This is a genomic window from Psychrilyobacter atlanticus DSM 19335 (genome assembly GCF_000426625.1).
In the GTDB taxonomy this organism is placed as follows: domain Bacteria; phylum Fusobacteriota; class Fusobacteriia; order Fusobacteriales; family Fusobacteriaceae; genus Psychrilyobacter; species Psychrilyobacter atlanticus.
Window position 1 is genome coordinate 260,843 of sequence record NZ_KE384548.1, and the last position, 22,301, is coordinate 283,143.

General features: G+C 32.5%; 21 protein-coding genes, 1 tRNA gene and 1 riboswitch. Of the genes, 15 read left to right on the forward strand and 7 right to left on the reverse strand.

The genetic code is table 11. The features are described from left to right. The first annotated feature begins 2 nt into the window (after positions 1-2). Positions 3-458 (forward strand): hypothetical protein, encoded by a 456-nt coding sequence (locus K337_RS0112990; protein WP_028856985.1) that lies wholly within the window; start codon positions 3-5, stop codon positions 456-458. A gap of 13 nt (positions 459-471) precedes the next feature. Here K337_RS0112990 and K337_RS19635 read toward each other — a convergent pair whose 3' ends face one another. Beyond that, positions 472-612: a zinc ribbon-containing protein gene (locus tag K337_RS19635; protein ID WP_084140893.1), complete on the reverse strand. Its 141-nt coding sequence runs from the start codon at positions 610-612 to the stop codon at positions 472-474. Between the two features lie 143 nt (positions 613-755). On the opposite strand from K337_RS19635, the gene K337_RS0113000 reads away from it, so the two are divergent. The 5 genes from K337_RS0113000 (at position 756) to K337_RS0113030 (ending at position 5,330) form a co-directional block, all read left to right on the forward strand. Next, positions 756-1,736, forward strand: a complete 981-nt coding sequence (locus tag K337_RS0113000) for a hypothetical protein (protein WP_028856986.1) — start codon at positions 756-758, stop codon at positions 1,734-1,736. Further along, positions 1,729-1,923 (forward strand): hypothetical protein, encoded by a 195-nt coding sequence (locus tag K337_RS0113005; RefSeq protein WP_028856987.1) that lies wholly within the window; start codon positions 1,729-1,731, stop codon positions 1,921-1,923. The genes K337_RS0113000 and K337_RS0113005 overlap by 8 nt, the downstream gene beginning before the upstream one ends. Before the next feature lie 165 nt (positions 1,924-2,088). Continuing rightward, the gene (locus K337_RS0113015; protein ID WP_028856988.1) at positions 2,089-2,529 is read left to right on the forward strand and encodes a hypothetical protein; all 441 of its coding nucleotides are present in this window, start codon (positions 2,089-2,091) and stop codon (positions 2,527-2,529) included. Between the two features lie 110 nt (positions 2,530-2,639). Then, complete coding sequence (locus tag K337_RS0113020; RefSeq protein ID WP_028856989.1) at positions 2,640-3,440, forward strand: class I SAM-dependent methyltransferase; 801 nt, start codon at positions 2,640-2,642, stop codon at positions 3,438-3,440. A 489-nt stretch (positions 3,441-3,929) separates the two neighbouring features. Further along, positions 3,930-5,330 carry a recombinase family protein gene (locus K337_RS0113030; RefSeq protein WP_028856990.1) on the forward strand — a complete coding sequence of 467 codons (1,401 nt, stop codon included), beginning with the start codon at positions 3,930-3,932 and terminating at the stop codon, positions 5,328-5,330. A gap of 68 nt (positions 5,331-5,398) precedes the next feature. Here the strand turns inward: K337_RS0113030 and K337_RS0113035 are convergent. Both K337_RS0113035 and K337_RS0113040 read right to left on the reverse strand, forming a co-directional pair. Next, positions 5,399-5,484, reverse strand: a tRNA-Leu gene (locus K337_RS0113035). Positions 5,485-5,582: 98 nt separating this feature from the next. Next, positions 5,583-7,016, reverse strand: a complete 1,434-nt coding sequence (locus K337_RS0113040) for a Na+/H+ antiporter NhaC family protein (protein ID WP_028856991.1) — start codon at positions 7,014-7,016, stop codon at positions 5,583-5,585. Positions 7,017-7,566: 550 nt separating this feature from the next. On the opposite strand from K337_RS0113040, the gene K337_RS0113050 reads away from it, so the two are divergent. Continuing rightward, the gene (locus tag K337_RS0113050) at positions 7,567-7,872 is read left to right on the forward strand and encodes a hypothetical protein (RefSeq protein WP_245584900.1); all 306 of its coding nucleotides are present in this window, start codon (positions 7,567-7,569) and stop codon (positions 7,870-7,872) included. A 73-nt stretch (positions 7,873-7,945) separates the two neighbouring features. Here K337_RS0113050 and K337_RS0113055 read toward each other — a convergent pair whose 3' ends face one another. After that, positions 7,946-9,313 (reverse strand): MATE family efflux transporter, encoded by a 1,368-nt coding sequence (locus tag K337_RS0113055; protein WP_028856993.1) that lies wholly within the window; start codon positions 9,311-9,313, stop codon positions 7,946-7,948. 21 nt (positions 9,314-9,334) lie between these two features. Further along, a complete protein-coding gene (locus K337_RS0113060; RefSeq protein ID WP_028856994.1) occupies positions 9,335-9,748 on the reverse strand; it encodes a MarR family winged helix-turn-helix transcriptional regulator in 414 nt (137 codons plus the stop codon). A 191-nt stretch (positions 9,749-9,939) separates the two neighbouring features. On the opposite strand from K337_RS0113060, the gene K337_RS0113065 reads away from it, so the two are divergent. The 4 genes from K337_RS0113065 to mnmA all read left to right on the forward strand — a co-directional run bounded on the left by K337_RS0113065 (position 9,940) and on the right by mnmA (position 13,450). Further along, positions 9,940-11,328 carry an amidohydrolase gene (locus tag K337_RS0113065; RefSeq protein WP_037029916.1) on the forward strand — a complete coding sequence of 463 codons (1,389 nt, stop codon included), beginning with the start codon at positions 9,940-9,942 and terminating at the stop codon, positions 11,326-11,328. Between the two features lie 60 nt (positions 11,329-11,388). Then, complete coding sequence (locus K337_RS0113070) at positions 11,389-11,628, forward strand: hypothetical protein (protein WP_028856996.1); 240 nt, start codon at positions 11,389-11,391, stop codon at positions 11,626-11,628. A 72-nt stretch (positions 11,629-11,700) separates the two neighbouring features. After that, a complete protein-coding gene (locus K337_RS0113075) occupies positions 11,701-12,312 on the forward strand; it encodes a LysE family translocator (protein ID WP_051251780.1) in 612 nt (203 codons plus the stop codon). Positions 12,313-12,352: 40 nt separating this feature from the next. Next, positions 12,353-13,450 carry a tRNA 2-thiouridine(34) synthase MnmA gene (gene mnmA, locus K337_RS0113080; RefSeq protein WP_028856998.1) on the forward strand — a complete coding sequence of 366 codons (1,098 nt, stop codon included), beginning with the start codon at positions 12,353-12,355 and terminating at the stop codon, positions 13,448-13,450. A gap of 76 nt (positions 13,451-13,526) precedes the next feature. Here mnmA and K337_RS19925 read toward each other — a convergent pair whose 3' ends face one another. Beyond that, positions 13,527-13,697, reverse strand: a complete 171-nt coding sequence (locus tag K337_RS19925) for a hypothetical protein (protein ID WP_156877378.1) — start codon at positions 13,695-13,697, stop codon at positions 13,527-13,529. A gap of 267 nt (positions 13,698-13,964) precedes the next feature. Then, positions 13,965-14,077: riboswitch (FMN riboswitch) on the forward strand. Between the two features lie 276 nt (positions 14,078-14,353). On the opposite strand from K337_RS19925, the gene ribH reads away from it, so the two are divergent. The 4 genes from ribH (at position 14,354) to K337_RS0113105 (ending at position 17,961) form a co-directional block, all read left to right on the forward strand. Next, entirely contained in the window at positions 14,354-14,818 is a 465-nt protein-coding gene (gene ribH, locus K337_RS0113090; RefSeq protein WP_028856999.1) for a 6,7-dimethyl-8-ribityllumazine synthase, read from the forward strand. 67 nt (positions 14,819-14,885) lie between these two features. Further along, positions 14,886-15,977 (forward strand): bifunctional diaminohydroxyphosphoribosylaminopyrimidine deaminase/5-amino-6-(5-phosphoribosylamino)uracil reductase RibD, encoded by a 1,092-nt coding sequence (gene ribD / locus K337_RS0113095; protein WP_425414020.1) that lies wholly within the window; start codon positions 14,886-14,888, stop codon positions 15,975-15,977. Between the two features lie 11 nt (positions 15,978-15,988). Further along, positions 15,989-16,645, forward strand: coding sequence for a riboflavin synthase (locus K337_RS0113100; protein ID WP_028857001.1), 657 nt, complete (start codon positions 15,989-15,991; stop codon positions 16,643-16,645). Positions 16,646-16,764: 119 nt separating this feature from the next. Then, positions 16,765-17,961: a bifunctional 3,4-dihydroxy-2-butanone-4-phosphate synthase/GTP cyclohydrolase II gene (locus K337_RS0113105; RefSeq protein WP_028857002.1), complete on the forward strand. Its 1,197-nt coding sequence runs from the start codon at positions 16,765-16,767 to the stop codon at positions 17,959-17,961. Between the two features lie 66 nt (positions 17,962-18,027). On the opposite strand, the gene gltB is transcribed toward K337_RS0113105, so the two are convergent. Then, positions 18,028-22,263 (reverse strand): glutamate synthase large subunit, encoded by a 4,236-nt coding sequence (gene gltB / locus K337_RS0113110; protein WP_051251781.1) that lies wholly within the window; start codon positions 22,261-22,263, stop codon positions 18,028-18,030. Positions 22,264-22,301 lie beyond the last annotated feature (38 nt).

The window sequence follows — 22,301 nt, forward strand, 5'->3', positions numbered from 1 at the left end:
ACATGGCTAGACCAGATTCAGCTCTGTCCTTAGAGCTAGAAAGAAGCATGAATATGCAGGTAAGGGTTGAAACCTTTGAAGAACATCTGAGACATGCAGGAGTGATAGATGATCTCGATGATGAGAGACGGATAAAGAGTTTCAATTTAAATAAATGGAATGAGGATATGCAAAAATCATTTACTAAAACCAGATCTGAGATCCTAAGACTAAAAAATCTTTCATCTATGAAAAAAGCCCTGGAAGATCTGAATAAAAAAATAAATGAATTCAATGAAACATATTTTGAAAAAAGAAAACAGATCGATGCTTTAGAGGTCCAGTACGAAACCTTGGATGATGAAGTGAGAGTGTGGCTCTTGGAATATGCTGTCAGCTGCAGAGAAAAGCTAAAGATAGAAAATTCCAATATCGAGAAAAAACTTATTAGAGAAAATCTAAATCGGAAAAAAAGGTAAAAAAAAAGGAGGACTAATCCACCTTTTTATAGAGACCTGAACCACAATCTGGGCATGCTGGTAACTCCTCATTGTCTGTCTCTATTATTAATTCTAAGTAACACATGACACACATATAAGTTCCTACACCTGGTTTTTCACCTGCTGCGTACATAGGATCTCACCTCCTAAAACAAACTAAAAACTCTTTACTCTAGGAGTATACATTAAAAACCTTAAAAAAGCACTAAGAATTGTATTTTATTTAAATTGTGCTAATTTTAAAAACAAAAAAATATTATTGAAAGGAGTAAATTTATGAGAGATACAATATTTAATATGAGACAAGATATTGCTCTAGAAATGAAAGAAAAGCATAAATTGAATATTGAGGACTTTATTTTAATCCGAAAAATAGGAGATTTCAGCTTATCTGATGACACGATAGAAATTATAAAAGATGGAAAAGCTTATCACTGGATCAGTTATGAAACTATCCAAAAAGATTTTCCATTATTATATCCCACAGTAGAAGCTATTAAAAAAAGAGTTCATAGAATGACTAAAAAAGGTCTCTTAGTGAGTAAAGCTCATATAGTAAAAAGAGGAGATTTAAATAAAAGTGAGTTTAACACACCAGGAACATTTTCAATCTTAAGGTTAGAAAAAGAAGCTAAAAAATTATTTAATTCAAAAGTAGTTCTACCCCCGGGACAAAATGGCGCACCCCTTGAGCCAAATTGTCCTGACCCCCAGGACAATTTGGGGCGACCCCTAGGACAAAATGGCGTTAACAAAGAACTCCTAGAAAAGAACCCCAAGAAAAGAACACCTAAAAAAGAAGTAGTAGCAAAAAAGAAAGGATCTACTGCTGCCCCTGAAGATACTTTTTTTAAAAACTTAAAAGACCTTCTGTCTAAAGCTAGTATTAAAAATCAGAATTCTAATACTTTAAAAAATATCAAAGAGTTCTCCAATGGGGATCTGGAGGAAGTAAAAAAAGTAATTGAATTTATAAAGCTGAAGAATAAAAATATGAACTCCAAGGTCTTGGTAGCAATTTTGAGAGACAAAGATCACCTGATAGTTGAACCGGTAGAATTAAAAAAAGTCACCAGGAAAGAAAAGATAAACTTTATGGTTAATAAATTGGGGGAGATTGAGATCAATGATCTCAGAGAGAAGGTCAAGGAGCAAACCTTCAAAGGTGAGGAGGGATGTTTTGTAAATACCGAGTTGGAAAATGTCCTATGTAAAAGATTCAATAAGTATATCTCAGATGGAGGGACCTATGCATAACACAGAGATCGGTGATTGGAACTACTTTAGGATTAACATTTTGCCTAAAATAAAAAAAGTGGTTCTTCATGATATTGAATATACAGATAAAAATGATATACAGAGTATGTCTTTGGAGGCATATCTGCAAAAAGAAACTATTAAAATGGAAATGGGAGGATCTTATGGGGAAATTAAGTTTGTATAAAAAAACAGCCTTCAGATCTATAGATCTAAAAAGGCTGCCAAACAGAATCACCAACCTATAAAAAATTCCGACCAAAGAAAAATATTACAGAAGGTGTCAGTGATTCTAAATAGATTATAGCATAAAGCCACCGGTTGTATTTAATTTTTAGGGGGTTATGAATTAATGAAAACTAAAAAAGAAGTTTTAAAAAAATTAGAAACCAGACCTCATACTAAGAAATATGCTAAAAAACAATGTTTTAAGTTTGGTTTAGACATTGAACTACTTAATAAATTTTGGTTAGGTGATATAGAGCCTATGGGGACCAAGAAGTATTTTTTTACTAGAAAAAGAAAAATTCAATTTCAAAGATTTATTATTTCCAATCGAGACTATGAGGTTGAGATAAAGAAAAATCAAAAGGAGAAAGATAAAATTCTTAACCTCAAGAAAGATGAAAAGATCAGAAAATGCACCAAATGTAAAAAAGAGTTTATAACGAAGGTCGATCGATTAGGAGTGAGTTATGATACTCGGTGTAAGAAGTGTAAAACAAATGAGAGGTATGACCATAGTGGCCGATTAAATGGAAGGCTGGGGAAGGTAGAAGGTAGGAGTAATTAAATATTTGTTCAATTGGACATTGAAAACTAAATAGTGTGCTTAACTTGAAATTCATTTTTTATTGTAGTATATTTAATACTATAATTTTAAAGACTAGGGGTGTAAAGAAAATGGAAACAATAATTAACTATTATAATAAGTACGATGAAGAACCAAGACTTATGAGGACAAAAGCTAACACATTAGAATTTGAAACAACTAAATATCTTTTAAAATATTATATTGAGAAAAGTGATAAAATCTTAGAAACAGGTGCAGGTACTGGAAGATACTCTCTTCATTATGCTAATGAGGGAAACTGTGTTACTGCTACAGATCTGGTTCCTAGACATGTAGAAATAATAAAGAATAAAGCTTTAGGAAACAAAATGAATAATCTTACTGTAGGATTAGCTAATGCAACTAACTTAGAAAAATATGCAGATAACTCTTTTGATGTTGTTCTTTGTCTTGGTCCAATGTATCATCTAACAAATATCAAAGATAGAGAAAACTGTATAAAAGAAAATTTAAGAGTTTTAAAGCCAGGAGGAATTTTAGCTATTGCTTATATAAACAAACATTATATTCTTTCTAACCTTCTCTTTAAAGATAAAAAGTTTTTAACTAATGATTTTATAGATAAGGTTTTAACAGATGGATATTTAAGTGAAGATGATGGATTTAATTTCTGGACAGATTCATGTTATTACACTCCTAAAGAAATTGAAGAATTTTTGGGAACGTTTAACGTAAACAAATTAGAAAATGCCGCAACAGATGGTTTAGGAAGACTTCTTCCTGAAAAGGTGAATAATCTTTCGGATGAAGAATTTGAGGTATATAAAAATTATCATTTTAAAAGTTGTAGAGAGGAATCAATAGTTGGTTATAGTAATCATGCACTTTACATAGGAAGAAAAAAACTATAAATAATTTTTTTCACTATAGTGAAAAACATGAAAATCATAAAAATATTAATATTTGAGATATAAAAGCACACTATATAAATAGTGTGCTTTTATTTTATAAAAACACACTATATAAATAGTGTGCTTTTATTTTATAAAAACAAATAAATAAAATATTTTAGAGGATAAAAAATAATATATTAATTCTTAAATCTAATTTTTAGATAAGATTACATGAAAAATCGGCTTTCTAATTTTGTTATATAGGCGTTTTGTAAGGATGGTTCGATAGATTAATCAAGAATTTGTCGGAATCGCTAGAAACTCGTTTTAGAGACTCTCAGAGGGGTTTACCAGAAAAAATGTTTTCAGTGGAGATTTAAAGTGAATTTTAGGAAATTATAAAAATCAAAATCAGGGGAGGAGGTATAAATATGGGTAATATTGAAAAAATAGAAATTTTAAGACTTTTAAAGAAAATAAAAACTAAGCAGGATAGGAGAAAGAAAAATGCTTAAAGGAATTTTGTATTGCAGAGTTTCTACTGAGATGCAAGAAGAAAAAGAATCTTTAAAGTATCAAATTGAAAAAGGTAAAAGTTATTCAAAATCACAAGATATAGAATTGACTAAAACTATTACCGATGTGGAGTCTGGTGGAAGAGATGACAGGGATGGGTTTTTAGAATTGCAGAGAGAAATAAAAGCGAGGAGTTTTGATGTACTTGTAGTTTACGAAGCTTCTAGAATTTCTAGGAAGATGATTACAATGATCCAATTTGTATTACAGCTTCAGGAACAAGATATAAAATTTATCTCTATTTCTCAGCCAGATCTAAATACAACTACAGCCACTGGAATGTTATTTTTTCAAATCCAGGCATCATTGGCTGAATATGAAAGAAAGCAAATATCTATTAGGGTAAAATCAGGAAAATATGAGAGAGCTAAAGTTGGACAGTTTACAGGTGGGACTGCTCCTCTGGGATATGATGTTATCGAAAAAAAATTAACTCCAAATGAGGATGCAGAATTAGTTAATGATATTTTTGATTATTATCTGAGATGCCAATCTATGGCAGCGACCGGAAAAAAATTTAATAGAAATAATGAATCAATAAGATGGATGTTAAAAAATGAAGTATATATAGGTAAAAAGAAGTGGGGACAAAAAGAAAAAAACTTAATGACTCATAAACAAAAAACAAAGTTAGATTATGAAGTGTTTGATGGTGAGCATGAAGGAATAGTGCCGGAAGAGATATTTGAAAAAGTCCAAACAATACTAAAATTAAATTCTAAAAGAAGAATTGAATTTTCAACTAGTGGAGCTTTATTTGCCGGTTTAATTAGATGTGCTTGTGGAAATAAGATGTATAACTCAACTTTGAGAAATACTAAAAAAAATTATCATTATTATCAGTGCGATAATAAGCGTTGTAACTTGAAAATTCCAAGAGAGAAATTGGAAACTAAATTATTAAAACAAATATATGCTTTAAAGGAATTAAAAGATTTAAATAATACTGAAGATCTTAAAGTTGTCAATTATACATTAGATATAGAAAAACTAAAGGTTAAAATTTCTAAATCTAAAAACAAGAGAAAAAAATTAACTAGAAGCTTTGCTTCTGGATTAATAGAAGATGATGATTTTGAAGATCTAGTAAAAGAGATTAAAAATGATATATCGATCTATGAAAATGAAATAGAAGAATTAGAAGAGATTAGGGATAATGAAAAAAACTTAGAAGTAAGAAATGATAATTTAGAATTGTTTATAGATGTTATGGAAAATTTAGAACCTGAAGATATTAATGATGCTAAAAAGGTAATGAGATTTATTATCAATAGAATAGAGTTGCATGATGACAATAAGAAAAACCCACAGTTTGATATATACTTTAATTAATAAAAGCTCCCAAAAATGGGAGCTTTTTAAATATCTAATTATATATCCCAATTTGTAGGGGGATAACGTGGTGCATCAGGGGGGACTTGAACCCCCACAGGAAAACTCCCATAAAGCCCTCAACCTTACGCGTCTACCATTCCGCCACTGATGCTTAACATAGAAAATTATATAGTAAACTCCTACACTTGTCAATTAATTTTTTCAAAAGAGATAAGTTGAATAGTTGATTTTACTTATCTCTTCTAAACGTTAACTGAGATAGCCTAATATTATAAATATAATAGAGCTTATTCCTGCATTTAAGAGGGCATATGGAATTTGAGTCTTCACATGATGTATATGATCCGATGCTGTTGCCATAGATGACATGATGGTGGTGTCGGATATAGGAGAACAGTGATCTCCCATAATACCTCCAGATATAGCAGCTCCCACAGCTAGGTAGATATTCCCGTCAAGGATTACGGCAGTTTGAAGTGCAATAGGAATCATTATTGCGAATGTACCAAAGGATGTTCCAGTAGCAAAGGCCATTATTCCAGCTAGAATAAATACTATTACCCCTGTAAAGGCAGAATTTATGGAAGCTCCATTTAATAGGTTGGCTAAATATTTTCCCGTTCCCAAGGCATTTATGGAATTACCAATTGCAAAGGCAAAGATTAGTATGGATGAAACGGGGATCATTCCTCCGATTCCCTTATAGAAATAATCCATATATTCTTTTAAGTTCATAATACCTTTACCTATATAATATATTCCTGTAAAGGTGGTCACTGCAAATATTGCCCAAAACAATGCTGTAGACCCGCTTCCCTTAGTGAGATCTCCATCGCCAGTAATATACAGTCCGGTGGGAACCATTATTACTAAAACTAAAATAGGGAGGATCATATGCCACATAGATGGTTTTACACCCTTCTTTATAGGAAGATGAATGGATTCTTTTTCGATTACAGGTCTGGCATCATCGGCTAAAACTTTTCCATCTAGCATGGCTCTGTCTTCAGCTTTTTTCATAGGTCCAAAATGGTTACCAGAGATAATAAAGTAGAGAACACTGAGAATAGTTACATATGAATAGACTTGATATGGAATGCTTTTTATAAGGATAGTTACTGGATTTATATCTACAACTCCTGCTGCTACCTGGGCAGCCAAAACTCCTAAGATAGTAGCACCCCATCCATTTAACGGGATCAGTCCGCAGATAGGTGCTGATGTAGAATCACATATATATGCTAATTTTTCTCTAGATACCTTATATTTATCGGCGAGATCTCTAGTGATGGTTCCGGCTAATAAGATGGTTATGCTAGATTCTATAAAAACTACTATCCCTATAAAGTATGCCAAAAGCATAGTTCCACGCCTTGATTTTATTATTCTTTTTTTCTTTGTCAGGAAATCGACAAATCCTTGTACTCCACCAGAGACCTGGATCAAGGTCATAACTCCACCTATTAAAAATACAAATATCAATGTTTTGGTAGCCCAACTTTCACTAAATACGTCTATAATCCCATTTAGACTCTGATTTAATGAAGTTAACAGATTCCAATCTGTTAAGATAAGGTTGCAAAAGACTATCCCTAAAAATAAAGAGATTACCACCTGTCCTGTAGTTATAGCCAAAATTATGGTGATAATTGGGGGGATAATGCTTAAAATTCCATAATCCATCTTATTCCTCCTAAGTTATATATTGTTTACTTAAACAGTGTAACATTAGTTTTTTAGTTTCGAAAGTATCAATCAATCTGAAGAACTGTTCGCAAAAATCATAAGATTTGTTATAGATATTGGCGGTTGAGCTATTATACTGTTCATGTTTTTTGAATTTCAAGGTTATGAAATTTTATAAGGCCTTTAGAGAAGTAGGGGTTGTAATATAAAGTTTAAATACATAAAAGTCAAAAAGTGTCGCGGCGACACTTTTTGACTTCGGATAATTATTGATTATACCTTATTGAAAATATATGAATGATTTTAAGTGGAGGAAAAAAAACAGTGGAAATCAAATGGTTAGGTTTTACTCTAGAGGAACATAGAAATATGGTTCTTATGAAAATGTTAATGAAGGAGGAAAAAGGGAAAAAGCAGATAGAGTAAAGACGGTATTCGTGAATAGCAAGCTATAAAATTAAAGGGTGGATATTGAAGGAAAGAATTATAAGTTTGTTTTATTTTTTATGGTATAATAAGAAATAAAACATTAAAGGAAGTGATTATATTGAGTATTACATTAGATCAAGAGATGAAAGAAAAATTAGATAGAAGAGTTGTAGCAATGAGTGAGAAGATCAGTGAATTAGGTTTTGACTTAGAGGAAGACATGAAAGAGTTGGTGGAGATGAGAGAAGATATCTCTGAGTTGATTTTAACAACAAAATTAAAGAAGATAGAGTACTTTGTAGAAAAAGAAGGAGATGGAGTAGGATTCTATTTAGGAGATTTACAAGTTACTTTTTTTGTAGAATATGGTGAAGATGAAGAAGGACCATATTATGAAGCTACAGCAGAGATCTTAGAAGGGTAAACCTTTAATATCAAATTTAAATTTAAAAAGCAAAAAGTGTCGCGGCGACACTTTTTGCTTTTTTTGTAATAATCTATACCTTTATAACTTGCTCTTCTAAATTTGATTTCTTTTTTAGAGATTTGAACTCCTTAATTACAAAATGTGATGTGATTAGAGCTAGTGTGAAGTCTGTAATAGGAACAGCTAACCAAACTCCATTTACACCGTAGTATTTAGGTAAAAAATAGAGGAGTGGAAGCATAAGTATAAACTGACGGATGATGTTTATAGCTGTTGTTATTTTGGCTTTTCCAACAGTCTGGAAATAACTACTTCCAATCATATGAAATCCCATGAAGAGGGTCATACTAAAAAATATTTTAGTTGCATTTGTTGTTAGTTCGAATAATGTTTGATCGTTATTGATAAATGGTGAAATTAATAGATGTGGTAAAAATATAGCTGCAAAAAACCCTATGGCTGAAATACTCATAGCCACTAGAAGAGATAGCTTATACGTTTCCCTTACTCTTTTAAAGTTTTTAGCACCGTGATTATATCCTAAGATAGGCTGACTTCCTTGATATATTCCTACAATAGGCATATACATAAGAACACTGATACTGTTAATTATTCCGTAAGCAGCAATAGCGATATCGCCTCCATAGATATTTAAATTTTTATTGATGAAGATGACCACGATAGAATTGGACATCTGCATAATAAAAGGCGCTATTCCAATACTGGCTATCCCTAGAAGGATCTCTTTTTTTAATTTCAAATTTTTTAGTTTTAATTTTATATTGCTGTCTCCGTTTAAAAAATGCCTGATTTGGAGTATTGCTACAAGCACATTTGAAATAACTGTAGCAATTGCAGCTCCTTTTATCCCCATACCCAGTGTGAATATGAAAAGTGGGTCTAGTAAAATATTTAATCCACATCCTATGATGCTCATCTTCATGGCAGCTTTTGGGTTCCCTTCACCCCTCATAATATTATTCATTCCTATGAATAATAGTTGAAAAGTAGTGGCAAAAAAGATGATGGACATATAATCTTTGGCATAATTAATATTATTTGCTGTAGCACCAAATAATAAAAGGATATCATCTAGGAATAAGATCCCGAAAATTGAAAATAAAATTCCCATTCCAATAAATAAAGTCAGTGCATTCCCTAATATTTGCTCTGCTTTTTCTTTATTTTTTTGTCCTAAATTTATAGAAATAAGAGCTCCTCCTCCGACACCTATAAATAACCCTGTTGCTAATATAAACGTGAAAAGCGGTAAAGCTATACTTATTCCTGCAATAGCTAATCTTCCAACACCAAAACTTATAAAAATTCGGTCTACGATATTGTATAGGATATAAACCAAAGTTCCTGTGATGGCTGGGATAGAATACTCCCATAAAAGTTTTGGTATTTTTTCTGTTTCTAATTTTATGTTTTTCATACACTCTCCTAAATGTTCTTATTATGTGATAGTCATTGAATTCTGATCTATTTTCTTCATTATAGTAAATAAAGTTTCAACCTCTGATTCCGACAGATCTTTTAAAATGATTTTTTTCCAATGGGTGATAATGTTTTTTAGGTCGGGAATTATCTTTTTTCCGCTTTTTGTCAAAAATAATTTTTGTTTTTGTTTATGGTGGAGATCATCTTCTTGATATAGATAATCGTATTCAATTAATTTTTTGACTCCTTTAGAAATCAGACTTTTGTTTAATTTAGTCAGCCTAGAGACTTCGTTTTGACATATCCCTGGGTTATTATTGAGACAGAGTAAAATGGGGTAGTCGCTGTTGCCAATCTTATATTTTTTTAACTCCTCCCTCATATAATGCTGGTATTGTCTGTAGGTTATACTTATGTATTTTGAAAGCATATTCCTCCTCCTTACTGTTTATATGTAAACAGTATAGATTAAAACATTTTAATTGTCAACAGAAATAAAAATAAGAGTGAAATTTAAAATGCTAAAATTAAAAAAGTGTCGCCGCGACACTTTTTTAATAGGTGGATATATATAGATTAGAGTGATATAATATAATAATTTAAATTATACGGAGGGGAAATATGAAAAAATTATTGTTATTGGGATCAATCGTTTCATTGTTTGCTTTTAATAGTGCAGAAGTAAAAGCTGCAAAAAAAGTAGATCTAATAGTAAAAAATGGGATAGTTTTAACTATGAATGGAGAAAAAGAAATACTAGATGATGGTGTAGTAATTGTAAAGGGAAATAAGATAGTAGAGGTAGGAGATAAAAAGATACTGAAAAAATATTCTTCTAAAAAAACAATAGACGCAGACGGTGGGATAATCATGCCGGGGATGATAAATACTCATACCCATGTTTCTATGAGTGTATTTAGAAGTTTAGCAGATGACGTTCCTGATAGATTAAATAGGTATATATTCCCACTAGAAAATAAGATGGTATCTCAAGAGATGGTTTATACTGGAGCTATCCATGGTTCTATAGAGATGGCTAAAGGCGGAGTTACAACTATGGTGGACATGTATCTATTTGAAGAAAGTGCGGCAGAAGCTGTAAAAGAAATCGGTTTGAGGGGTATAATGACACAGAATATCATTAAGTATCCTACAGCAGACGGAAAAGATGGAGACGCTAAGGTGAAGATGGCGATAGAATTTGTAGAAAAATATAAAAATGATGAATTGATAACTCCTGGATTTGGACCTCATGCACCTCATACTGTTAAAGAAGAAGATCTAAAGAGGATAAGAGATCTTTCTAAAAAATATAATGTTCCAGTTTCTATGCATGTAGCAGAAACACAAAAAGAGTTTGATAAATTTAAAGCTAAATATAATATGACCCCTATTGAATATTTAGATTCTATAGGTCTATTGAATGAAAGATTCATAGCAGCTCATTCTATTTTCGTAACAGACAGTGATATTGAACTTATGAAAAAAAGAGATATAGGGGTAGCACATAATATGGTAGCCAACATTAAATCGGCAAAAGGTGTATCTCCAGCGCTGAAGATGTTTGATGATGGACTTAGAATTGGACTTGGAACAGATGGACCTATGAGTGGAAATACACTGGATATAATCGGTCAAATGGGATATGTGGCAAAATTACATAAATTAACAAATAAAGACAGATCAGCAATGCCGCCATATAAAGTAGTAGAAATGGCTACAATGGGAGGAGCTAGAGCTATCCATAGAGAAGATGAATTAGGATCTCTAGAAAATGGAAAGTTAGCAGATATAGTAGTTCTAGAAACAAAATCTGCAAATATGCAGCCTATATTTGATCCATATTCAGTATTGGTGTATTCAGCTAATGCTTCTAATGTAGATACAGTAATTGTAAATGGAAAGATGATTGTAGAAGATAAAAAATTATTGACCTATGATGAAGAAAAAAATAGAAAAGCTATTCAAGAATTTTCAAAAAAAGTTAAAAAGATAGCAGAAACTTTATAGATAAAAATTTAAATCTACTCCTTTTTAGGGGTAGATTTAAATTTATGAGGAGGAGTTAAAGTGGAAAAAAATCCAAAGAAAATAGTTGTCAAAGATAAAGGACAGAATATAAAAAGTGTTCAAGAGTATAAGTATAATGAATATGGAGATCCGATTTTGTTTAAAAAAACAGATGGCTTGGGGGAAACTTTAATTCACTGGATATATGAATATAAATATGACGAATCCAAAAGGAAGACTATGATGAAAATATCTGATATAGGAACAGATAAAGAAACAATAATGGAGTATGAATATTAGAAGGAAAAAATAGAGGGAATATGATATAATATAATAAATTGTTCATATAAAATAGCAGAAGAGGAGATTTATGTGCATTTATTAGATGGAATTATATGTGGAATGATACTTTCATTACCTTTTGGTCCACTAGCTATATATTGCATGGAAAAGACACTATCTGAAGGAAGGTATAAGGGTTTTATATCCTCTTTAGGAATGATAACAGTAGATGTTTTTTACGGGCTTATTGCATTGTTTGGATTTAGATATGTAGAAGGTTTATTACGTGACTATCAAATAGAAATAAAGGTAGTATCTGGAATATTAATATTAGGATTAGGATATAAAATTTTTAGAAACAGAAAAGAGATAAAAAATATTGTAGAAGAAGATCACTTTGGTTATATAAGATCTTATGTAACAACTATTCTAGTGGCATTTGCTAACCCACTTTCGATCTTTACCTTTATAGGTCTTTTTGCAATTTTAGGTGTATCTACAGATGTAAAACACATTAGTTTAAAAATTGCTTTGGGAATACTAATCGGTGGAGGAACCCAGTGGTTTGGAATAACAGGGGCATTATCTCATTATAGAAAAAAAATAACATTTAAAACTTTAGAAACATTGAGGCATTATGCCAGTGTAATAATTATGTTAGGTGGAGTGGCAATCACTCTGTCATCATTTATAAAAAACTAAGATATAGCTTTTTCCTATAATCTTAAAAAGGAGTAGTGAAATGGTAAAAAATTTAGATTCATACTTAAAGTATGATCCAAAGAATGAAAATGTAACAATAGCAGTAGCAATGAGTGGAGGAGTAGATTCTTCAACAGTGGCTTACCTGTTAAAAAAACAAGGATACAAAGTTTTTGGAATCACAATGGAGGTCTGGACCAGTGGATCAGCATGCAGTACAAATATAGACTTAAGTGATGCAAAAAAAGTATGTGATGATCTAGGAATAGAACATCATATGATTAACTTAGGAGACGAATTCAAAGACATAGTGGTAGACAGTTTTGTAAACGACTATATGGAAGGAAGAACTCCTAATCCATGCATGGTGTGCAATAGACATATTAAGTTTGGAAGATTAGTACAATCAGCATTATCTCATGGAGCTGACTTTATAGCTACCGGGCATTATGCTAAGATAGAAAATGGTCTGTTGAAAATAGGTGACGATCCAAATAAAGACCAGGTATATTTTCTGTCTCAAATGAGAAAAGAAAATATAAAAAAATTAATGTTCCCAATAGGAGATCTTGAGAAACCTCAGGTAAGAGAATTAGCCGAACTATTAAATATCAGAGTATATGCAAAGAAAGACAGTCAAGAGATCTGTTTTGTAGAGGATGGTAAATTAGGCGAATTCTTAAATGAACTGACAGATGGGAAAGCTACATCTGAAGGGGAGATTGTAACAACAGATGGAAAGATAATCGGTAAGCATAGAGGAGTTAGTTTTTATACTATTGGACAGAGAAAAGGGTTAGGAATCAGTTACCCGACACCACTTTATGTTATTCAAATAGATAGCAAAAAAAATCGTTTGATAGTTGGAAATAATGAAGAGTTATTTAGTTCATATTTGATAGCTAACAAAATAAATCTTTTGGGATGCGAAATGATAGAAGATTTAAAAAGTATGAAATTAAAAGCAAAGACTAGATCTAGAGATAAATTTCATCCTTGTAGTGTAAAGGTTTTAGAAAATGACAAGATAAAGATAGACTTCACTGAGGAGAAGGTTAGAGCCATAACTCCAGGACAAGGTGTGGTACTTTATAATTACGATGGTGAAGTCATGGCCAGTGGATTCATAGTTAAATAAAAGAATCAAAAAGATAAAAATTATTTGAAATAATAAAGCCCAAGTCTTTAGACTTGGGCTTTTAAAATTAAAAAAATTAAGAACTAAATAATATTTGGCCGCTACTGTCTAGGGCCATGATAATTTTCATAGGATCATAATCACCAAAACTTTGATTCCAAGATATTATAGATGCTAGAAGTAATGTTTTGTTGTTAAATTTTTGCATTATTTTTTCACCCTTTTTTAATATAAGAAACACTTTCAACTTATACACCTCCTCAAAATAATTGTGATAATAACTCCTTAATAGAGTATACCACCTATATGGATAGAAAAAAATTAAAACTTCATTAAAAGTTTTATAAATTTACATCTTATAAATTAATTTTTTTTAATGTTTGTAGTTACTTTATTAGACGTAAAAAATATAAAAAAGTTTAAAAAAAGTTATTTATGTCTTTTTTTTGAATTATTTATAAAAAATGTTTGACAAAGAGAGAAAATTAAGGATATAATCAATTATAAAATTGAATAGAAACTTCGGGGCAGGGTGTGATTCCCTACCGGCGGTTATAGTCCGCGAGCGTAAGCTGAACTAGTGAAATTCTAGTACCGACAGTATAGTCTGGATGATAGAAGTTATTTAATAAAATTTTAATTTATAGTTTAAAATGTTTTTCCTTTATGGGGTATTCTGAAATAGAACCATATGGAAGTCTTTTTTTAGGAAAGTATAAATTAAAAAAATTATTAGAAGTCTAAAGCCTCAAGTAAAACTTGAGGCTTTTTTTATTATCTAAGAATCTTTAGAGAAAAATTCTGATGTGGTAAAAAATTATTAAAATATAAATTTGGCTAATCTGGATGCAACGTCACGTTGCTTTTTTATAAAAAAAATAAAATATATGGGGGAAAAAAATCATGAAAACATTTGAAGGAAATTTTAACGGAGAGAATATCAGAGTAGGAATAGTATGCGGGAGATTCAATGAATTTATCACTTCTAAATTATTAGGAGGAGCTAAGGATGCTCTAGTTAGACATGGTGTAAATGTTGAAAATATAGATGCGGCATGGGTTCCAGGAGTGTTTGAAATGCCATTGATAGCTAAAAAAATGGTAGAAACTAAAAAATATGACGCAGTAATAGCTCTAGGAGCAGTAATAAAAGGATCAACACCTCATTTTGATTATGTATGTGCAGAAGTATCTAAAGGAATAGCAACTGTATCAATGGATTCAGGAATCCCTGTAATCTTTGGAGTTTTAACAACGAATACAATTGAGCAGGCTATAGAAAGAGCTGGAACTAAAGCAGGAAATAAAGGTTTTGATGCAGGAGTATCGGCTATCGAGATGGTAAACTTAATCCAAACAATAGGATAAAACCTTAAAAATATAGTCAGAGAAGAAGAACTATAAACATAAAGAGCACTGAGGAAGGGAGTTAATTATGGTGAATTTAGATGAAAAATATATGGAGTTAGCCCTGGAACTGGCAGCCTTAGGAGAGGGAGATGTAAATCCAAATCCTATGGTAGGATCAGTAGTTGTAAAAGATGGGGAAATAATCGGAAGAGGCTACCACAAAAAATACGGTGGTCCCCATGCAGAAGTTTTTGCATTAGAAGAAGCAGGGAAAAGAGCTGAAGGCGCTACAATATATGTAACTTTGGAACCATGTTCCCATTATGGGAAGACCCCTCCTTGTGCTGAAAAGATAGTTAAAATGGGAATTAAACGATGTGTAATCGCAACTTTAGATCCCAATCCATTGGTAGCTGGGAAAGGTGTTAAACTTTTAGAAGAAGCAGGAATAGAGGTAAAAATTAATGTTTTAAAAAATACAGCCTTAAAACAAAATGTTGTTTTCTTTAAATATATAGAGAAAAAAATTCCTTATTTATTTTTAAAGTGCGCTATTACCCTAGATGGAAAAATAGCTACTGAAAGTGGAGATTCTAAATGGATCTCTAATGAGATATCGAGGGAAAGAGTACAGAGGTTACGACATAAATATATGGGGATAATGGTAGGGATAAATACACTATTAGGAGATAACCCAAGGCTCAATGCAAGGATAGACGGTGGGAATAATCCCCATAGAATCGTCATAGATCCCGGTTTAAAAACTCCAGAGGACTATAATTTTATTCAAAATAACAGGGATAATAAATCTATAATAGTTACCTCTAAAGAAAATATCGATAGTGAAAAGCATCTAAAATTTGAAAAGAAATATAATGTGAAATTTATATTTTTAGATGGAAATAGATTTTTAATGACAGAGATATTGGAAAAAATAGGAAAAATAGGGATAGATTCTATACTTTTAGAAGGTGGGAATTCTATGATATCTATGGCTTTTAAAGAAAAAGCTTTAGATGGAGGAGAGATATTTATTGCTCCAAAAATCACAGGAGACAATAATGCCATCCCATTTGTAAGTGGATTTAAGATAGGAAATATGAAAGAAAGTATAGAATTAAAAGAGGCAAAGTTTAGAATCTATGGAGATAATGTAGCAATAGAATTTAGTTTATAAGGAGTAAAATTATGTTTACAGGATTAGTAGAGGAGATGGGGGAAGTAATCGGTCTGGAAACAGGAGATCTTTCACTTAAAATAACACTGAGGTGTAAAAAAGTACTTGAAGGGGCGAAATTAGGAGACAGTATTGCTACTAATGGAACCTGTCTGACTGCTACTAAGATAGGCAGCGATTATTTCGAGGCTGACATAATGCATGAAAGTGTGAAAAGAACCAACCTGAAAAGATTGAAGGTTGGAGATCGGGTAAACTTAGAAAAATCTATAACTTTGGCCACTCCTTTAGGAGGGCATCTGGTAACAGGTGATGTAGACGGTGAAGGAATGATATCTAATATCTATTCCGATGGAATAGCAAAAATCTATGTAGTAAAGATTGAGTCACGACTTATGAAATATGTTGTTGAAAAGGGGAGAATTACCCTGGATGGTGCCAGTCTGACTGTAGTAGATTTTGGAGATGATTTCTTAAGTGTATCACTAATTCCTCACACCCAGGAGATGATAACTTTGGGAAGTAAAAGTGTAGGAGATCATCTAAATGTAGAGACCGATTTAATCGGAAAATATGTAGAGAGAATGATGAACTTTAAAGAAAAAGCAGATGTTGAAAAGAAAAGTAATATCACAGAAGGTTTTTTAGCTGAAAATGGCTTTTATTAAAGCTTAGTAATTACTAAATATCAGTTTTCACCAGCAATAATTTCGACTTGTTATGAAAACTAAATTTTGAAATCAATAAAAAAGTTGTATTAAAAAAATTGAAAAAGGGGAGAATAACTATGTTAGATAATATAAAAGATGCAATTGAAGATATAAAACAAGGAAAGATGATAATAGTAGTAGATGATGAAGACAGAGAAAATGAAGGAGATATAGTAATGGCTGCCGATATGGTATCCTATGATGCGATTAATTTTATGGCTACTCATGCCAGAGGACTTACTTGTGTCCCAATGGATAGAGCAAGAGCTAAGGAATTAAAGTTAGATCAAATGGTCGGGAACAATACCGATCCCCATGGAACAGCCTTTACAGTATCTGTGGATTCAAAAGATACTACTACAGGAATATCTATCAGAGACAGGGTGCAGACTATAAAAGATCTATCTGATAGAAATAAAGGTGCTGATGACTTTAATAGGCCAGGACATCTATTTCCCCTTGTAGCAAAAGATGGAGGAGTTTTGATCAGAAATGGTCATACTGAAGCATCTGTAGATTTTGCACGTTTAGCAGGGTTAAAACCAATGGGTGTAATCTGTGAAATTTTAAAAGATGACGGTACCATGGCAAGATTAGATGATTTAAAAACATTTGCTAAAAAGCATAATTTAAAACTTGTAAGTATAGAAGATCTTATAAAATACAGGAAAGAAAATGATGTTTTAGTAAATGAAGTTGCAGTAGCAAAGATGCCTACACAATGGGGTGAATTTAACCTTCATGCCTATGAAAATTGTTTGGATGATAAGGAACATATTGCCTTAGTAAAAGGAGATGTAAAGGGTAAAGAAGAGGTATTGGTAAGGATACATTCTGAATGTTTTACAGGAGATGTATTGGGATCTCGTAGATGTGACTGTGGTTCCCAACTACATAAGGCTATGAAAACTATAGATGGAAAAGAAGAGGGAGTTATCCTATATCTTCGTCAGGAAGGAAGAGGAATAGGTCTTTATAACAAGATGAAAGCCTATAATCTGCAGGACGAAGGATTAGATACTGTGGAAGCTAATGAAAAACTTGGATTTGAAGCAGATCTAAGAGATTATGTATTAGGATCTCAGATATTGAAAGATTTAGGAGTAAAATCAGTTAAACTTATGACAAATAATCCTAAGAAGATAGAGGGATTAAAATCTTATGGGATAGATGTTGTAGAGAGAGAAAATATCGAAATTACACCTAATGAGGAGAATAAAAGATATTTAAAAACTAAGAAAGAAAAATTAGACCATATGCTGGAAAAGGTATAAAATCGATCTCATTGATAAATAAAAAAGACAGATATTTTTTAAATGTCTGTCTTTTTATCTATATACTTATATATTCCTTGTTTTTTCTAAATATCTTCTAGAGGCTATTTTTATAAAGTTATTTTTGATTCCCTCTGTTAGCAGGCCTCCTACAACCTTATTATCTGTATAATCAAGATGTTTTTTCAATAAAATTTCCAATATTTCCAGATCATTTTCATTGATATCAAAACATTCTACCATATCCATATTTATGTTGGATTCTAAATAGTTTTCTTTCAACAGGTAAGCAACTCCTCCACTCATTCCTGCTCCAAAGTTATTTCCTGTACTTCCCAAGATAACAACATGTCCTCCAGTCATATACTCACAGCCATGGTTTCCTATACCTTCTACCACAGCAGAAGCTCCAGAATTTCTTACTGCAAATCGTTCTCCAGCGCTGCCATTTAAGTATAATTCTCCTCCAGTAGCTCCATATAATACTGTGTTCCCGGCAATACATCCCATATTAGATGAATAATCTACCTCTTCTGGTTTTTTAATTATAATTGTTCCTCCAGAGAGACCTTTGGCTACATAGTCATTCCCATAACCTTCTAAGGTTATCTTCTGCCCCTCTACGGCAAAGGCACCAAAACTCTGTCCCGAATATCCCCTGAGGTTTATGTTTAAATTTGTTTTCCCGTCATTATGGAAAGCTTCTAATTGAGCTTTTCCAGCTACTGTAGTTCCAAAAGATCTGTTTGTATTATCAATTATTCCATGATATTCCAAGTTCCCATGATTTGAGTTCTGACAAATCATTTTATTTAGAGGATCTACTGTGTTTATATTTCCACAGTATTCTTTTTTACTTCTAACCTCTCTGAAGATAGGATCAAAATTCAGCTTAGATCTTTTATATCCAGAGCTTAAATCAGAAGATAACAAGGAAGATTTACCAAGTATTTCTTCAATACTTTTAGCTCCTATAGATGCCAGTAGTTCCCTTACTTCAGATGCTATAAACTTTAAATATGTAAGGATATCTTCAGGTGATCCGGTAAATTTTTCTCTCAATTCTTCTTTCTGAGTTGTAATTCCTACAGGACATGAATTGGTATGGCATCTTCTACAGAAGATACAGCCTTCAGCCACAAGAAGTCCACTACCAAAAGCATATTCATCTGCTCCTAAAAGAGCTGCAACAATAATGTCATATCCTGTTTTTATCCCACCGTCTACTTGGAGTTTAACCAGATCTCTCAGATCATTTTCACATAAAACTTTATGGGTGTCTGATAGTCCAAGTTCCCATGGAGTAGCTGTAAATTTCATAGATGAAGAAACTGCTGCACCTGTTCCTCCGTCAAATCCTGATATAACTACCTTATCGGCTCCTGCCTTTACAGTCCCGCTGGCTATTATTCCAACACCTTTTTCACTGGCCAGTTTCACACTTACCTTAGCATCAGTATTCAAATTTTTTAGATCAAATATCAGCTGAGCCAGATCTTCTATAGAATAGATATCATGGTGGGGAGGAGGAGAGATAAGATCTGTCCCCGGAACTGTATTTCTTACTTTTCCAATGGAATCACTGACTTTATGTCCCGGAAGATGTCCACCTTCTCCAGGCTTTGCTCCCTGGGCCATCTTTATCTGAAGTTCTTTGGCATGCATAAGATAATTTGCTGTTACACCAAACCTACCACTGGCAATCTGTTTAACTTGGGAGATTCTGTTATCTTTTAATCTTTCTATATCTTCTCCACCTTCACCGGAATTTGACATAGCTCCAATGGAGTTAAAGGCTATAGCGATAGTTTCGTGAGCTTCCTTGGAGAGAGCTCCAAAAGACATGGCTCCTGCTACAAATCTTTTTAGTATATTTTCCTCCGATTCCACCTGGGATAATGAGATAGGTTTTTTATTCAGGATGAAATAATCTCTCAAAGTTCCCTTTATCTTATGGAAGTCATCTGAGTATTCCTTATACTTAGTATAATCTTTTGAATAGACTGCCTCCTGAAGTTTTTTTATCATATCATATGAATTTTTATGGGAGAGGCCATTTTTTGTAGCTATAAACTCTCCGATACTTTTTTTGTGGGAATATCCGGTCTTTTCTCTAGAGATAACTTCTCTTTGGATGTCTTGTATGCCCAATCCGTCAAGGTCTGAAGATGTATTCCCCATATATTTTCTACATAGTTCCTGGGATAAGCCGATACTTTCAAAAATTTTGGCTCCTCTATAGGATGCTATAGAAGATATTCCCATCTTAGACATTATCTTTTGTATACCGTTATCGACTGCTTTTAAATATTTAACTGTGTTCAATTCCTTAACGGCAAGATATTCCAATACAAGGTATGGATTAACAAGGTCTGCTCCGTATCCAATAAGAAGTGCATAATGAGTAACTTCACGAATTTCACCACTTTCTGCAGCCAGGCCGATTTTTCCCCTCAATCCTTTTTCTATCAGAGCATGATGCACTGCAGAGACAGCAAGTAATATAGGGATGGATCTTTTGGTATCTTTATCCGTAAGGATGATATTTTTATTCTGCTTTGCATTTGATATAGCGATTTCTATTATGCTTTTTAAAGATTCCTCCATATTTTCTTGAAATTCTGTTGAAATCACAGCGGAGTTTACTTGTTTAAATTTTTCTATATATTTATTTTCTACTATGGGAGAGGGAAACTGGTGTATGGTTCCCCTATCTTCTATTGGGTCTAAAAGATTTTTCTTCCCTCCAAAGTTAGAAGTGATAGAAAATATTGATTTTTCCCTTATAGAATCCGTAGGAGGATTGGTTACCTGAGCAAATTTCTGCTTAAAATAATCAAAGAATAGTCTGGGATTATCTTCATCTAATACAGCCAGAGGGACATCGTAGTTTGTAGATGCTACGACCTCTTTCCCCTCATCGGCTAGATGCTCTATGGACATATCTATATCTTCCTTGGTATATGAATATCTGTCTAAAAGATCTTCTACTTCTTTGGTTGTTAGATCAGCTTTCACTACCTCTGCTCTACTATATTTTTTTAGATTCTTTACCTCCTCACTGTAATCTGTTCCACTGATGATCCTTTCAATTATCTCATCTCTAGTGAGTAGTTTTTTTTCTATGAGATCTAAGTGTAAAAATTCCCCTGCACTTAGTTTTCCACTATGAGCAATTTTTGAAAATTCTGTATCCAGTACTCCCATCTCAGAAGAGATAATGAGTTTATTATCTTTAGTTATCGTATATCTCATAGGTCTCAGGCCATTTCTGTCCAAAGAGGCAAAGATCTCATCTCCATTAGATGTAATAAGACCTGCAGGGCCGTCCCAAGGTTCCATAACTAGAGATTTGGCCTCATAATACTCTTTTAATTTTTCTTCTAAATTATTATTTTTTTCCCAAGCCTGAGGAACCAGAGTTGTAACTATCTCAGGAAGTTTCTTCCCTGTATACATCATAAATTCTACTACACTGTCAAGATTGGCACTGTCAGAATTTTCAGGACTGGTAAGGGGAAAGATGTTTTCGACATCATCCCTTGAATATTCTTTTGAATAAGTATCATTTTTTCTGGCTTCAATCCACGCTGTATTACCGTTTATTGTGTTGATCTCTCCATTGTGCTCCAAAGTTCTAAATGGCTGTGCCAGATCCCATGAAGGCAGTGTATTTGTACTAAACCTCTGATGGATCATAACATAGGCTGATTTAAAACTTTCTTCTGAGAGGTCACTATAAAAATCATTGAATTGTTTAGGAGTAATAAGTCCCTTATAAACTACTGTCTTATTGGAAAATGAAGCAAAATAAAAATCTTTTTTAAATATCCCTTCAGCAGAAATCTTTTTTTCTATATTTCTTCTCAAGTTATATGCAGAAAAACTATCTTTACTTTGAGGAATCTTTATAAAATATTGATATATATATGGAAGAGATTTTCTTGCACTGGTTCCGAGGATCTCCTCCTTTACAGGAACTTTTCTTTCGCCTATGACAGCACTTCCAGTAGAAGAGACCTCTTCTAGAATTATGTCTATACAGATTTTTCTTAAGAGTTCATCTTTTGGCAGGAATGTCATAGCTACATGGTAATCTCCATCTATACCAATTTTTTCTTTAAAAAAATCCTTTGGAACCTGGACTAAAAGACCGGCACCATCGCCACTACCGTCTCTTAGAGTCCCTCCTCGATGTTCTAATCTATTTAATATTTTTATACCCTCTCTGACTATCTGATGTTGAGGTATATTGTTTATATCAGCTACGACTCCTATTCCACAATTTGAATGTTCTTTCATAAATTCCTCCTTTATCTTCAAATTTCACCTATATTTAT